The sequence below is a fragment of the Fannyhessea sp. C0108B2 genome, assembly GCF_056583915.1.
Window position 1 is genome coordinate 22,501 of sequence record NZ_JBWPJQ010000005.1, and the last position, 15,023, is coordinate 37,523.

At 45.0% G+C, this 15,023-nt stretch carries 12 protein-coding genes; 2 read left to right on the forward strand and 10 right to left on the reverse strand.

The window, feature by feature from the left end; all coding sequences use genetic code 11:
- Nucleotides 1–230 precede the first annotated feature (230 nt).
- From AC1DBT_RS03445 to folE, 3 genes are read right to left on the reverse strand one after another with little or no spacing between them, the layout of a single operon-like run.
- Entirely contained in the window at nt 231–839 is a 609-nt protein-coding gene (locus AC1DBT_RS03445; protein ID WP_480018590.1) for a hypothetical protein, read from the reverse strand.
- Between the two features lies 1 nt (nt 840).
- On the reverse strand, nt 841–2,271 hold the full coding sequence (gene folP / locus AC1DBT_RS03450) for a dihydropteroate synthase (RefSeq protein WP_480018591.1): 1,431 nt from the start codon (nt 2,269–2,271) through the stop codon (nt 841–843).
- 44 nt (nt 2,272–2,315) lie between these two features.
- Nucleotides 2,316–2,933, reverse strand: coding sequence for a GTP cyclohydrolase I FolE (folE, locus tag AC1DBT_RS03455; protein ID WP_480018592.1), 618 nt, complete (start codon nt 2,931–2,933; stop codon nt 2,316–2,318).
- 184 nt (nt 2,934–3,117) lie between these two features.
- Here folE and AC1DBT_RS03460 point away from each other — a divergent pair, with 184 nt between their 5' ends.
- Nucleotides 3,118–3,897 carry an exodeoxyribonuclease III gene (locus tag AC1DBT_RS03460; protein WP_480018593.1) on the forward strand — a complete coding sequence of 260 codons (780 nt, stop codon included), beginning with the start codon at nt 3,118–3,120 and terminating at the stop codon, nt 3,895–3,897.
- A gap of 16 nt (nt 3,898–3,913) precedes the next feature.
- Here AC1DBT_RS03460 and AC1DBT_RS03465 read toward each other — a convergent pair whose 3' ends face one another.
- The 6 genes from AC1DBT_RS03465 to AC1DBT_RS03490 all read right to left on the reverse strand — a co-directional run bounded on the left by AC1DBT_RS03465 (nt 3,914) and on the right by AC1DBT_RS03490 (nt 11,301).
- Nucleotides 3,914–4,741, reverse strand: coding sequence for a phosphatase (locus AC1DBT_RS03465; protein WP_480018594.1), 828 nt, complete (start codon nt 4,739–4,741; stop codon nt 3,914–3,916).
- A gap of 217 nt (nt 4,742–4,958) precedes the next feature.
- Nucleotides 4,959–6,149, reverse strand: coding sequence for a pyridoxal phosphate-dependent aminotransferase (locus AC1DBT_RS03470; RefSeq protein WP_480018595.1), 1,191 nt, complete (start codon nt 6,147–6,149; stop codon nt 4,959–4,961).
- Nucleotides 6,150–6,299: 150 nt separating this feature from the next.
- Entirely contained in the window at nt 6,300–8,453 is a 2,154-nt protein-coding gene (gene ftsH, locus AC1DBT_RS03475; RefSeq protein ID WP_480018596.1) for an ATP-dependent zinc metalloprotease FtsH, read from the reverse strand.
- 30 nt (nt 8,454–8,483) lie between these two features.
- Complete coding sequence (gene hpt, locus AC1DBT_RS03480; protein WP_311438970.1) at nt 8,484–9,035, reverse strand: hypoxanthine phosphoribosyltransferase; 552 nt, start codon at nt 9,033–9,035, stop codon at nt 8,484–8,486.
- Between the two features lie 76 nt (nt 9,036–9,111).
- Nucleotides 9,112–10,641, reverse strand: a complete 1,530-nt coding sequence (gene tilS / locus AC1DBT_RS03485) for a tRNA lysidine(34) synthetase TilS (RefSeq protein ID WP_480018597.1) — start codon at nt 10,639–10,641, stop codon at nt 9,112–9,114.
- Between the two features lie 231 nt (nt 10,642–10,872).
- A complete protein-coding gene (locus AC1DBT_RS03490) occupies nt 10,873–11,301 on the reverse strand; it encodes an Hsp20/alpha crystallin family protein (RefSeq protein ID WP_480018598.1) in 429 nt (142 codons plus the stop codon).
- Between the two features lie 232 nt (nt 11,302–11,533).
- Here AC1DBT_RS03490 and AC1DBT_RS03495 point away from each other — a divergent pair, with 232 nt between their 5' ends.
- Entirely contained in the window at nt 11,534–12,040 is a 507-nt protein-coding gene (locus AC1DBT_RS03495) for a hypothetical protein (RefSeq protein ID WP_480018599.1), read from the forward strand.
- 38 nt (nt 12,041–12,078) lie between these two features.
- Here AC1DBT_RS03495 and clpB read toward each other — a convergent pair whose 3' ends face one another.
- Entirely contained in the window at nt 12,079–14,868 is a 2,790-nt protein-coding gene (clpB, locus tag AC1DBT_RS03500) for an ATP-dependent chaperone ClpB (protein WP_480018600.1), read from the reverse strand.
- Nucleotides 14,869–15,023 lie beyond the last annotated feature (155 nt).

Genomic DNA, 15,023 nt, shown 5'->3' on the forward strand with positions numbered 1-15,023 from the left:
TACGTCTACTTCGACCGCAAGAGCAACTATGACTTTTGCTCGTACTGTGACCTGTACTGTTTGCGTCCATACATCCCACCTCCTTATAGTTGATGTACAAATTAAGTCTGTTCATACGCGCGCCGCCCACCAAGGCTCGCGCGGTGCGCCATAAGACTTATAAAGCGCAAAACAAACTCACGCTCGTTATACCTTACTTAAAAATAATTTGCAAGATTAAATTCTAAAATTTATAAAACTGCGTGCAATGACGCTTGCTCGGGGGCTAAGGTGAGCTCGGTTGCATCGTTAAGCGTTACTACAGCTCTACCCCATACGTCTACTCCAGCAAGGGTAGCTGTATATGGAGCACTTCCGTCTTTGGGATGAACTGCAATTTGTTGGCCCATATGATCAACATGATCAAAATATTCCGACGCTACAAAAGCAAGCGGACCTGCAACAGCTGGTGTCTTTGAAAGCGCGTGCTGCCATGCGGTAATACGATCCATAAGGCAAGATTGCAAAATGGTGTCAAAATCAACAGGAAGCGCCTGAACAGTGGGCGTATCACCTTGGCAAATAATATCGAGATCAACAAACACGCCACCTTCATCACATCCGCCGTGATGTACAATATCAAAGGTTAAGCGCTCGTAATATAATTCAACTTCAACACGATATGGCCAACAAATATGTGCTTGAGGATTAAGCGTGTGAGCACATGCGTCGTATATTCCTAACGAGCAGATCCAAGGCAATCCACTTATAAGATGTTGTGGAACCTGTGGTCGTATACGTACGTGCGCAATACAAAACGGCTCATGAGAAGGCCTGTCTTTAGTGTTATCCCAGCTCATACTACTCCCAATCAACGGTGCCCAAGTCTGCTATAACATGGCCAACTCTTTGTTCGGGGGGAAGAACTTCAATTCCTGCGTGAGACAGAAAACGTACTGGATCGTGCATTAAATCTTCCATGGGTACAAGCACAAAATCACGCTCGGCAAGGCGAGGATGAGGCAAAGTGAGCTTTTGCCCTGCGTGCGTTTCGCCTTCAACATAGCACAAATCGCAATCAATCGTACGCGGCTGTGGCGTGCGCGACTTGAGTGAACGTGTGCGTTTAAGTTCTTTTTCAATTGCCATAAGCTCATCAAGCAAGCAAAGCGGTGCAAGCTCGGTGCGCGCTTCAACCACCGCGTTTGCAACTTTTGTTGCAATGCCATATGCTGGCTCGGTTTCGTAGACATGGCTTACCTGCACAACGCCTGTAAGTGGAATCTCGTTGATCCGTTTTACCGCCATGGCAAGATTTGCCATATAATCGCCCGTATTGGAACCAAGCGCAATAAATGCCTGACGCGCATCGGCTTGCGCACAAGACCAATAACCGTTGATAACTTCTGCTGCCATTTTAACGTTGTGGACGCGCACGATTCGAGAACCTGCGGCAATTGCGGCAATGCATATACCCATCGTTGCACTATCGCGACGATTAGCAACTGCCACCGAAGATACTGCTCCTACAAATCTTTTACGAGAAACAGCAGTTAAAACAGGATACCCCATAGAAACAAGCTTGTGCATAGCGCGCTGGATAACTACGTTTTCGTTGGCGTCTTTATCAAAGCCTGGTCCTGGATCTATACAAATTCTGCTGTGATTTACACCTGCACGCATTAAAAGGCGTGCTTGATCTCCTAGGAATCCCATAATTGAGCGCATAATGGGACCTTCATCGGGAAGCGTGAAACGGCGCGAACTTTGAGGAACAATACGTTCGCGTACAGGGCGTGCACTATCGAGTTGAACAGATTTTCGCATGGGCTGGTTGCTGAATTTTTCCCAATGCATAATAATGCAGCCGCAATCGGTTTGAGCAGCTACTTTAATCATTTCGGGGTCCGAAAAGCCCGTAACATCGTTGATAATAGAAGCACCCAAACGAACGCACATTTTTGCCACGGACGCATGACGTGTATCAATAGAAATTACAGTTTGGGGCGCTTGCTCTAAGATTCCCCGAATAACCGGCACCACACGTTGTGCTTCTTCTTCGGCACTCACAGGCGTATGTCCAGGCCGCGTTGACTCTCCCCCAACGTCGATAATGTCTGCACCTTCGTCGAGCATGCGCAATGCGTGAGCAATGGCTTTTGTTGCATCAAGATTTTCTCCACCGTCTGAAAAAGAATCAGGCGTGACGTTTAATACACCCATAATGCGAGGACGTGATAGTGAAATATCATGCTGTCCGCAATGCCAAACGGAATAATCTTGACGTAGCATAAATAAGCCCTCCAAATGCGCGAATTGTATCGGTTTCCTCTATTTTACCCGAATAATAACCGCATAACTTCCTGTTTTTTATCCATGTTGGTAAACACGCCAAGCGTGCTTTGTGTGCGCGTGGTGCTCTCGCGTTTACAAACACCTCTAAGCGACATGCAGGTATGCGTTGCGTCCATGCATACATATACCCCTTGCGCGTGCGTACCATCCATAATTGCCTCGGCAATTTGCTGGGTTAGGCCTTCCTGAATTTGTAGGCGATGAGCATATTTATCGACAATACGTGCAAGTTTAGATAAACCGCACACATGACCATCGGCGCTTGGCAAATATGCAATATGAGCCACACCGTAAAACGGCAACAGGTGATGCTCACACAACGAAGAAAATGCGATGTTTTTTACCACAACAATATCATTGCATTGCGCATTAAAACTTTTTTCAAAAATAGTTTGATTAGATAGACGCGTTGGCTGTATAAACTCGTGCAACGCGCGAGCAACACGAGCCGGCGTATCAAGCAAACCACTGCGCGTGGTATCTTCTCCTAAACCCTCTAAAATAAGGCGAACACCTTCTTGAATTTTATTCAACTGCTGCTCATCCATATCGGCAGATAAACCTGGGGCATGAGCACTATCGGAGCATTTCTTGTTCATATGAATATCTTCTATCCTTTTAAGCAAACATGTAATATGGTACACAGTTGGGCAATACTTCCTCTTAAGAAATGTTACCCATGCAAGCGCACTTACCATGCAAGATCTAAATGTCGAGCGCGTGCGGCATGTAGGTATCTCTATACTACACAAAGTGCACGACGCAATATAAAGGAGATCGCATATGTCACAAAAACACCCGTATCGTTTTGTATCGTGGAATGTAAACGGGCTTCGAGCGACGCTTAAAAAAGAACCAAGTTTTTTAGAAATTTTTTCGACACTCAATGCCGATGTTTTTGCCATCCAAGAAACAAAATTACAGGCAGGACAAGTAGATCTTGATTTGAGTGGATATACACAAACATGGAGCTATGCTGAGCGCAAAGGTTATTCGGGAACAGCTGTGTTTTCTCGTGAAAAGCCCCTATCAACTATTCATACCATAGGCTGCAAAGCAGCAGACAACGAGGGGCGCGTTTGCGCGCTGGAGTTTGAAAAGTTTTGGTTTGTAGACGTTTACACGCCCAACTCTAAAAACGAGCTTGCACGCCTGGATGAGCGCATGGAATGGGATAAGGCGTATCGCGAATTTTTGGTAGGATTAGATGTTCAAAAACCTGTTATAACCTGTGGAGACTTTAATGTTGCGCACCAAGAAATAGACCTTAAAAACCCAGCGTCAAATCACGAAAATGCTGGCTTTTCTGATGAAGAACGCGCAGGCTTTTCGGACCTTTTAGATGCAGGATTTACCGACACCTTTAGATCTGCACACCCCACGCTTGAAGGAGCATACAGCTGGTGGAGTTACCGCATGCGCTCGCGCGAAAGAAATGCAGGTTGGAGAATCGACTATTTCCTTGTTTCAAACAGAATAGCCAATAACGTTAGTTCAAGTGCCATTTATAACGAGATATATGGAAGCGACCATTGTCCTGTAGGCCTTGAGCTTGAGCTGTAACAAGTGCGCAAGAACTTTAGTTGTTTGTGGGTTCTTGTGTGCCAAGAGCACGGTGCATAACACGTAAAAATGTTGCCGAATCGGTTGTTGCGATAAGCTTTTGGGGGAAATGAATTTCTTCCAGAAGCTTTTTAACGTGCGAAAATTGACCGATATGCATCGAAATGTGAGAATCAGAGCCCGTGGCAATCATAGTTCCAACTTCTGCACAACAAAGCGCAATTTCTTTGCAGGTATTGGTTGGATACCCAGCAAGCGTTGCCTCGTTTATCTCGATAAGCTTGCCTTTTTCCTTTGCGTACGCGCAAAGCTCTTTAATATCAAAATCAACACCATAACGACCCGTATGGCCTAAAATTAACACGTACGGATTATCCAAGGCTTTCATATACATGCGCGTTACCTCGGGCTTAGATGCCTGGCGAGCAAAATCTATGTTATGCAGCGAAGCAAGTGCATAATCACACTGCGAGCAAACCTTATCTGCCAAACTTTCAACATGATCATAAAGCCGACCGCCAATTTGATAGCGAACGGGAATATCTTCGCCAAAAATATGGCCTTCCATGTCAACAATATCAACTTCACAGCCATGTAATACGCGAACGCCTTCCCAACTTGAAGGCCATGCAGAATAGTTAATAAAATGCTGAAAATCACGCAAATCATATGTTTGCGCGCGCTCAAGGTTAACTTCTTTGGTGATCATCGAAGAAAAGTGATCCGTACAGCCCAACAACTCTAAACGAGCTATGGCAGCTGCGTGCACGTTTTCTTGAATGGTTGAAAAGGCATGACGTGATAAAAGCGTATGAGAATGAGTGTCACATGCAATCCGTATCATACATACACCTCTTTATGCATGGGGGCGAACACGAAATAAAATCTTGTGTTAAGCATAGCAAAAGTTACATGTTGACGCGATGGATTTCGGTATGCGGTGTATGAGACGCTTAAGCGGTACGCAAAGCTTTATGCAGCTAAGCAAGCCTTTGAGACCCGTAGATTAAAGTGGCGTGTGCCTACACAGGCGCATGTCGTTAACCAGCTAAACACGCTTGTCAGCGCTTGTTGTCATAGGCGCGCTTGAGAAGCTCAAAAGCTTTTCGTGAGCGTTTAATGGTGTCTAGATCAGCGCAATAACCAATACGAACCCATCCTTTGCAACCAAAACTATTTGAAGGAACAAGCATGAGCTCAAACGTGCGCGCCACATAAGAAAAATGTTCGGCGTCATCTTCGAGCGCGCGCATCCACAGATAGAAAGCACCCTGCGGCTTAATATAGCAATAGCCCAGATCATCTAGAATATGCATGAGCTCGCACCTATTGGTGTTATACGCCTCAACTGGTGCAGGTTCTTGCGCACAATCGATAAGAACTCGCTGAAATAGTGCCGGAGCACACACAAATCCCAAACGTCTACCTGCTCCTGCTACAGACGGGATAATTTTGTCGTGATATGGGTTAGACGAAGGCACCAAAACCCATCCAATACGCTCACCAGGTAAAGACAGCGATTTTGAATATGAATAGCACACTATAGATGTTTGGATATAATCGGGAACCCAAGGGACCCGTGTTCCATAGCTTAGCTCACGATAAGGCTCATCAGAAATAACGTAAAGAGGATGACCAAAGGTGTCCATAGCATTTTTTACAAGCTCATTAAGGCGCGTAAGCGTTTCTTTTGGATAAATAACGCCTACAGGATTGTTGGGCGAGTCGATAATAATTGCCTTAGTTTTAGCAGAAAGCGCCGCAGAAAGCGCCTCAAAATCAATATCAAAGGTCCGTTCGTTGGCTAAAACCACAACTTCGTGGGCGTCGCAAGCGTCAATCCATACACTATATTCGGGGAAAAACGGAGCAATAACAATAACTTCATCACCTGGACAAACAACCGCATGCAATGCAATGGATACCGATGCAGCGGCACCACAGGTAAGATAAAGATCGTCTGGATGGTAATCGGTATGATATTTTTGATTAAGCGCGCATACAACAGCATGACGAGCCTCATATAGTCCCGAAGCTGGCGTATAACCATGCAGACTTAATGAAGGTAGTTCAAGATTTTTAAGAATAGAAGCTTTAACCGATGCGGGAGCCGAAACACTTGGATTGCCAATTGAGAAATCAAAAACGTTCTCATTTCCTATTTCTGCTTTTCTCTTTTGAGCAAATGCTGCAAGCTCGCGAATAGACGATTTTGATGAGCCTGCTTGATAACATGTTTGGTTAATATCCATATGATTCCTCGCTCGTTCTCAATCTGCGGTATGTAAGCATTACAGATATGGTAATCATACTACAAAAAACGCCGCAAGCTGCAAAGCATTGCGGCGTCTATGCACACAGACATACAAAAATTGCGTACAAGTTATACGTACATAACGCGGTTAAGCACGCGCGCTTGTGTTCGCGTTTTGGTCTATGTCGTTCTCCATATATTCGGGGTGGTTTTGAAGATAGTGTTCCCACTTACCGTCGAGCAAAGCTTGAACGGCCTCACCTTCAACCGTTTCGCGCACAAGCAGCACGTCAACCATCGTTCGTACCAACTCTTTACGCGAAGCTAAAACTTGTTCAGCGCGCTCGTGCGCACGACGCATCATACGCTCAACTTCATCATCAATGCGTTTAGACGTTTCGGCAGAATAATTAGAGCCGTGGGCATAATCGCGGCCTAAAAACACCTCATGCTGCGCCTCGCCGTACACCTGAGCACCAAGCTCGTCGCTCATGCCATAGCGCATAACCATCTTGCGCGCAAGTTTAGTGGCTTTTTCAAGATCGTTGCTTGCACCAGTGGTGATATCTCCGCAAAACAGCTCTTCGGAAGTTCTACCACCCAACATAACTGCTAGCTGATCTAACATAGCATTTTTAGTTTCAAGCACTTTATCTTGCTCGGGCAACTGCAGCGTATAACCAAGTGCAGAACCACGGCTGATAATTGAAATTTTATGTACAGGATCAGCGTGTTTAAGAATATGGCCCACAAGAGCATGTCCGCTTTCGTGGTAGGCAATGGTGCGTCTTTCCTCTTCGGTCATAACGCGACCCTTCTTTTCTGGACCAGCTATCACGCGCTCCATAGCCTCTTCTATTTCGTTCATACCAATTATCTGCTTATGACGACGCGCTGTAAGAAGCGCTGCTTCGTTCAAAAGATTAGCCAAATCGGCGCCCGTAAATCCAGGCGTTAGCTTTGCAAGCGCTCCGAGCTGTACATCGGGTGCAAGTGGTTTATTTTGAGCGTGAACCTCAAGAATGGTTTTTCTGCCTTTGATATCGGGAGGATCAACTTGAACACGTCGATCAAAACGACCAGGACGCAAAAGTGCTGGATCCAAAATATCAGGACGATTGGTTGCAGCAATAAGAATAACTGCGTCACTCTCTGCAAAACCATCCATTTCTACCAGCAACTGATTAAGCGTTTGTTCGCGCTCATCATGGCCACCGCCAACTCCAGCTCCACGCTGGCGTCCAACTGCATCTATTTCGTCGATAAAAATAATGGAAGGAGCTGCATGTTTTGCCTGTTTAAAGAGGTCGCGAACACGAGAAGCGCCTACGCCAACAAACATTTCAACAAAATCTGAACCCGAAATAGAGAAGAACGGCACTCCTGCCTCTCCTGCTACTGCCTTTGCAAGCAACGTTTTTCCCGTTCCTGGCGCGCCCACTAACAGTACGCCACGCGGAATTTTGGCACCTAATTTTTTATAGCGCTTAGGATCTTTAAGAAAGTCGCGCACTTCTTTGAGCTCTTCAACAGCTTCATCAATACCTGCAACATCTTTAAAAGTTGTTTTGGGGCGACTTTTTTCTCCAACGCGAGCGCGCGCTTTACCAAACGACATCGCGCGTCCATTTTGATCGGAAATCGAATTCATAAGGAAGAACAGCGCCGCAACAATCAAAACCGTTGGCACAATTGCCGAGATTACCGTTTTAATCATGGAATCGTCTGACGTGTCAATACTAAACGCAATTGTTGGGTGATCTTGCATGAGCTTTTGCAGGCTATCGTGCCCTATGTAATAGGTTTTAAAATGACGCGAAGTGTCATTGGAATTAGTATAAACGCCTGTAATGCTGCTGTCTTGAGTTTTATAAACAACCTTGGTGATCTGTTCTTGATTAACCGCTTCAACAAACTGATTGGTTGTAAGGGTATCTTGAGGCGAAGCAAAAAAGGCATTATAGGCACAATACGCAAGCCATGCAGCTAAAAGCAGTGCAAAAATAATCCATATACGCTTGCGTCGGGGTGACTTATTTTTAGAAAACGCGTCAATAATATCGTTGAGCTCATCAACACTTAAGTCATCTAAATTAAGGTTTTTGAAACGACTTTGGCCAGATGTGTCCTCTTGCTGAGACGCATTTCCGCGTTCAGGCGTTTGGACAGACTCATTATGTTTCAAAGTATTGTCATGAACATCTGCGCTTTTGTTTGCCTGTTGTTGAGAAGGTTTTGTCTGCGACGTTTGCGTAGACACAGGCGTAGGCGATTCTTTCTGATCTGGTCTGTTTTCCAACACGAACAAACTCCTTATACGTTCTTATAGCGTTTAATGTGAATAAACTTGAGGCTTAAGTACGCCAACATAGGGTAAATTGCGGTAACGCTCGGCATAATCTAAACCATAACCCACAATAAATGAATCAGGAACATGTGTACCTACGTAGCGTGGTTCAATTGCCGGTTTATGATTGGGGATATCTTTCACTGAAAACGCCGCAACATGAATTGAAGCTGGTTTGCGAGCATGAAGAAGCTCGATGAGGTACTTGAGGGTAAGACCTGAGTCTAGGATATCCTCGGCAATAATGATGTCACGACCTTCGATCTTGGTATCAAGGTCTTTAAGGATTTTCACAACACCCGAGCTTTTTACCCCGTCTCCATAGCTTGATACTGCCATAAAATCAATGGCGCACGGTATGGTAACAGCTCGCAAAAGATCGGATGCAAAGATAAATGCTCCGCGCAAAACGGCAATAAACAAGGGATTTTTACCCTCATAATCTTTAGAAATTTCGGCACCTAAACGGCTTACGATTGCTTTAATATCGTTTTCACTTAAAATAACGCGCTCGATATCGGGGTGAAGCTCACTCATGATATATAGCTCCTAACTTTTTACACGTGAACATATGCACAGAGCATGAACACCTATAACCAATGCTCCTCCAATGTTATTTTGCAGGAGTAAAACTTAATTCTAGCATCACTGTAGTACGAGATGTACAACGAAAACGCTCATCCGAGCGAATGCTTGCAACCCACACGATTTTTCCTTCGGGAGCTTGCCGAACAATGGGAATGAGGGGGCGCTCGGCAACGGGAATGTGTGCCTCATTTAAAATGTCGCTAATTTTTTTGGATCTTCCACTCATACCAAACGGACACATAACATCTGCAGGCTGTGCGCTGTCTACCCACAACATAGCTCCCTGTAAAGACGGACGAGAATCCAGTGCAAATCCAAGTTTTTCGGCATCACACACTATATGGGTACCTTGTGTTCTTTGCGAAAGCTTTTGCGCAAAATCTTCGGGCTGCATATGAGCAGGACACGCATACACACGCGCGCTTAAAGCATAGGGTAGTGCATTGCGCGTGCACGAAAACGTACCTGGTACACGCATCCATGCAGGACGAAGCGCCTCTTTATGCGAGGTTAGACGAATAAAGAGCAGACCATGTTCAACGCGAACAGACAAAGAACTTGCAAGGCTTAAAGACCCAATACCAGCAGCAACACAGCGCAAAATAGCTTCAATGTGTGCGGTATCAAGACGAATATCACAAGCCATCTGCATAAGAGCAAGGCGCACCATACGGCGCGCAAGAGCCACATCTTCTGAACTTAAACGAAGAGCATCAAGCACTAATACGCTTTCTGTTTTTCTTCTTATAAGCGACTCAAGGTGGCGACGCGCCACATTATCCATATAATTGTTTTCATCGCGCAAAATATCGCAGGTTGAGCAAATTCGCTCAATCAAACGCGGATTTTTTTCCTTGAGCTTGGGAACAATAACGTGACGCATATATGCACGCGCATAATGCGTATCGTGATTAGTTTGATCTTCGCACCAGGTCATACCATGTTGGGTCAGCATATCGCAGAGTTCTTCATGCGTTGCGTCCAAAAGTGGACGAACGATAATTCCTCGACGACGAGGAATTGAGCACAAACCCGACAGTGCCGAACCCTTAGTTGCATTCAAAAAGAACGTTTCTACCCGATCACTTGCTGTATGAGCAGTGAGAATACGGGCATCCTGTACGCGCGTATGCGTTTGGTGACACAGTTTTTTTATCAATTCGTAGGCCACTTTATAGCGCACCATACGACCAACATTTTCTATATTTTTCTCTCCTGATAAGGATTTTTGCGCGGCAAGGCGAGCAACATCTACATGTGCGACATGAAAAACAATGCCATAATGAGAGGCAAGCTCTTGTACAAATTCCTCATCAGCTTGAGCGGAAGCACCGCGCAGCCCGTGATTTACGTGAAGAATGTGCAGGCGCTCTTTTGCAATTGGTGCACAGCCTCGACCATCCTCAAGATCAAGCTGCGAAGTTGCAGCTAACAGGGTTAATGCCGATGAATCTGCTCCACCAGAAACCATCAAAAGCACCGGTGCAGATGAAGATCCTTCTACTTGAAACCTAGAAGATGTTGTATGAGCAAAACGAGCCTGAACGCTTGGCACGTAAACCTCCTCAAAACCGCGCTTTATTTGTTTGCCTATAGGTGCAATGTCAGCCTGAATACATAAGATGATAGTATGCAGAAAATTATTGTAACCGTATTACATAAACAGCGCCTATTCATCACAGTAAAACAAAAAGTATAAAACAAAACGTGCGGTATCACACAACGTGATATCGCACGTAAAAGCATATGGTTGTCGCACATACGCCTATGACCAAACGCACAAAAGCTAGTCGATTGAAACCTTAGTGACGTTTGCTTTTTCTTGCTGTTTAGGAACCGTAATGGTAAGCACACCATTAGCTAAACGAGCACTTAATCCTTGTGTTGCTGCATCTTTTAGATAAACACCACGCGTAGCACTCCATGAAGATGTCTCTTTGTAGAGATAATTCTTATGCTTATCCTCTTCACTTTCTTGCTTAGTGACGGCTATCGACAGGCGCCCCTCATTAAGCTCAACATCTATATCCTCGCGTTTTACACCAGCAAGCTCAGCCGTAACTTCATAGGAAGTGCCTTTATCTTCAACATTCATCTTAAACGTATGAGCATCGGACAAATTTGAAAGCTCTACAGGCTCCTGGAAGAAGTCACCAAAAGGATCAAATGCACGACGAAGTGTCTCTAAACGATTGTAAGGAACCAAAGTAGCCATATGAATCACTCCTTAAATGATGAGGTTATACAACCTCTTATGTTCATATAGGTACGTACCCGTACTAACAGATATTATACAACCTCATATATATTTTTATAATTGCTACACATATATAATCTAAGTCTACTATTGTTAGGTATTGAAATGTAAAATCGTAAAAGAGTTGCGCGTTCAGGCGCGTATTATGGTATAAATAATGTGAGAAAACAAATGCTGTCGGAGGTGCTGTATGACAGAAGATTTACACGGCATATCAGGTAATGACGGTCGTGCGCAACAAAAACACATGTCTGATACCCAAGACGTCTGTGAATCTAAGGTTCATATGCAGCGCAGCGCCGCAACTGCCGATTATGTAGAAGATCCTTTTGCCTATGCCAACAACACCGCAGATGAGAGTTCTGTGCCTTATGTACGTCCTACCAAGCCACATCACACACAAGAAGCCATTAATGACTTGCAAGAAGATGAAGTTGACAATCTCGACGTTACTGGTATTGACTCACGCGCTATAAAATCTTCTTCTCTTAAGCGCCGTCAGCGCAGAATCTCAAGAAAGGATGCCGAGATCTTAAATAAATCTCAGTATGGTCACTATCTTGAAATTCCACGCAACAGGCGTTCCATTTTTCAGCCACAACAGCGCATTCAACAACAACGCATGAATAAACTTTTGTTTTTATCTGCGCTTATCGTGGTTGCAATTATTATCGTTCTCTTTTACATCATTCGCTAGCATCATACGCTAACGTCATCCGCTAAGAGTACTTCTCACTAATCCCAAGGATTCTTCTCAAAAAGTTTTTCTTGCAAAGGTGCGCGGTCAGAATACGGGTCATAGCCGTCATCGTCTTCACGTTCGGCTCTGATAGTGCTGTCTCCTCTACGAGAAGATATATTCTGCGCAATACGAGAAGACCCTTTTTTTGTTGAAGCTTCACGCGCAGGGTCTGTATGAGCGTCAGACATTTTTGGATGAGCTATAAAATTGTGATCTGCATCTACATCTACCACAAGCGTATCTCCCTCATGAACACGTCCATCAATAATAAGCGAAGAAATAATATCTACCACCTGTGTTTGAATAAGGCGCTTAAGGGGACGCGCGCCGTATGCAGGATCAAAGCCCTGAGTTGCCAGTTGCTTATGTGCCGCGTCAGTTAAGACAAGGCTCATGCGCTCGCGCGCAAGTCGCTCACGAACTGATTTCAGCTGAAGATCAACAATTTTCTCGATAGCTGCAGCGTTAAGCGAATCAAACATAACAATATCGTCAATTCGGTTAAGGAACTCCGGCTTAAACGTATCGCGCAATGCCTGCGTTACACGATTTTTAACATCTTCAGATGTAAGCGATGAGCCTGCTTGCGTTGCTTGCGATATAATTTGACTTCCAACATTGCTAGTCATAATAATGATTGAGTTTTTAAAGCTCACCACACGACCTTGCCCATCTGTTAGACGCCCATCATCAAGCAACTGCAACAAAATGTTAAACACATCAGGATGCGCTTTTTCCATTTCGTCAAGCAAAATAACACAGTAGGGATGCCTGCGTACAGCCTCGGTGAGCTGTCCGCCTTCGTCGTAACCTACATATCCTGGAGGCGCACCAATGAGACGCTGAACGCTAAACTTCTCCATGTATTCGCTCATATCAATACGCACTAAGGCGCGTTCGTCGTCAAAGAGCGTAGAGGCAAGCGTTTTAGCAAGCTCGGTTTTTCCTACACCAGTAGGGCCGAGGAAGAAAAAGCTCCCCAGTGGCTTATTGGGATCCGCAAGCCCTGCACGACTTCTGCGCACAGCCGCTGCAACAGCTGATACGGCCTTATCCTGTCCGATAACACGCTTATGCAGCACAGCTTCTAAACCGCGCAATTTAGACATTTCACCCTGCATCATCTTTGCAACAGGAATACCTGTCCACGAAGAGACAACGGCTGCAATCTCCTCAGGCGTTACTTCTTCTTTAAGCAATCCGCCATTTTCCTGCTTGTCATGCAAAGCGGCTTCGGCTTCTTGATAGCGCTTTTCAAGCTCGGGTATCGTTGCATAACGCAGTTCGGATGCGCGAGCTAAATCCGATGTCTGTGCGGCATATTCCATATCACGTTTTGCGTGTTCAATCTTTGATTTAAGATCTTGAACCTTATCAATTGCGTGTTTTTCGTTATACCATTTTGCACGTGCTGTTGTAAGAATTTCACGCGCATCTGCAATTTCTTTTTGAAGCGCACACAAACGCTCCTTAGAAGCATCGTCGTCCTCTTTTTTAAGCGCCTGCTCCTCAATTTGCATGCGGGTAAGTTCGCGTTGCTTTGCATCTATATCTGCTGGCATCGAATCAAGCTCCATGCGAAGCTGAGAGGCCGCCTCGTCAACAAGATCTATTGCTTTATCAGGTAAAAAGCGTTCGCTAATATAGCGATTAGACAAATCTGCAGCACTCACCAACGCAGCATCACAAATACGAACACGATGATGCTGCTCATAGGCTTGTTTAAGGCCTCTTAAAATAGATACCGTATCCTCAACAGAAGGCTCTTTTACCAGCACCGTTTGAAAACGACGCGCCAAAGCTTGATCTTTCTCGATATATTTACGATACTCGTCCAGCGTTGTGGCTCCTATTGCATGAAGCGCACCGCGTGCAAGTGCAGGCTTTAAAATATTGCCGGCATCCATTGCACCGTCTGTTGCCCCTGCTCCTACAATCGTATGAAGCTCATCGATAAACAAAATAATTCGGCCTTGAGATTTTTCTACTTCTTTAAGCACCGCTTTAAGACGATCTTCAAATTCGCCGCGGTACTTAGCTCCAGCAACAAGCGCACTCATATCAAGCTCGATAAGCTCTTTATCTTTGATGCTTGACGGGACATCGCCTGCAACAATACGCTCGGCTAAGCCCTCTACAATTGCTGTTTTACCAACACCAGGCTCACCAATGAGTACGGGATTATTTTTAGTACGACGACTAAGCACCTGAATTGTTCTGCGAATCTCTTCAACACGGCCAATAACGGGGTCAAGCTTGTGAGCACGAGCAAGTGCGCAAACGTTTCTGCCGTATTGTTCAAGCGCCTGAAACTGAGGCTTGCTGTCAGCAGAAGTAACGCGATCGTTTCCGCGCAATTCCTCGTAAACTTTTGCAACGCGCTGTGCGGTAATACCAAAATCTTGCAAGATTTTTTGTGCATCACCCGATGTAGACGCAAGCGCATAAAGAATATGCTCGGTTGTAACGTAATCATCGGTAAGTTTATGAGCATATGCCTCGGCCTTATTTGCCACATCAATGAGCTCAGTGCTTAACTCAGTTTGAACAGTTTGTCCTGTTATTGCTGGTAACTTGGCAAGCTTCTCTTTCACTAAGCGCTCGATAGCTCCGGCGTCACCGCCAATTTTCTCGATAATGGCAGATATATTTCTTTCACGCGATGAAAGAAGCGCATCCAAAACGTGCAGCGGCAACACCTGCGATGCGTGTGCTGTTTGAGCTGCGGCGATTGCCTGTTGGAGCAACTCCTGAGCTGTAGTGGACCACATAGACAGCTGCATACATACCACCTCTTTCATGAAATTTACGAATGTTTGTGTTATACGATTGAGCGCGTGGCTCAATCTCTGTTAAGAAGTATTACCCTTAAGTCATACTTTATACATTATCTAAGTGTATTCATATTAGATTTATAGGTCTACACATATCCTACAAG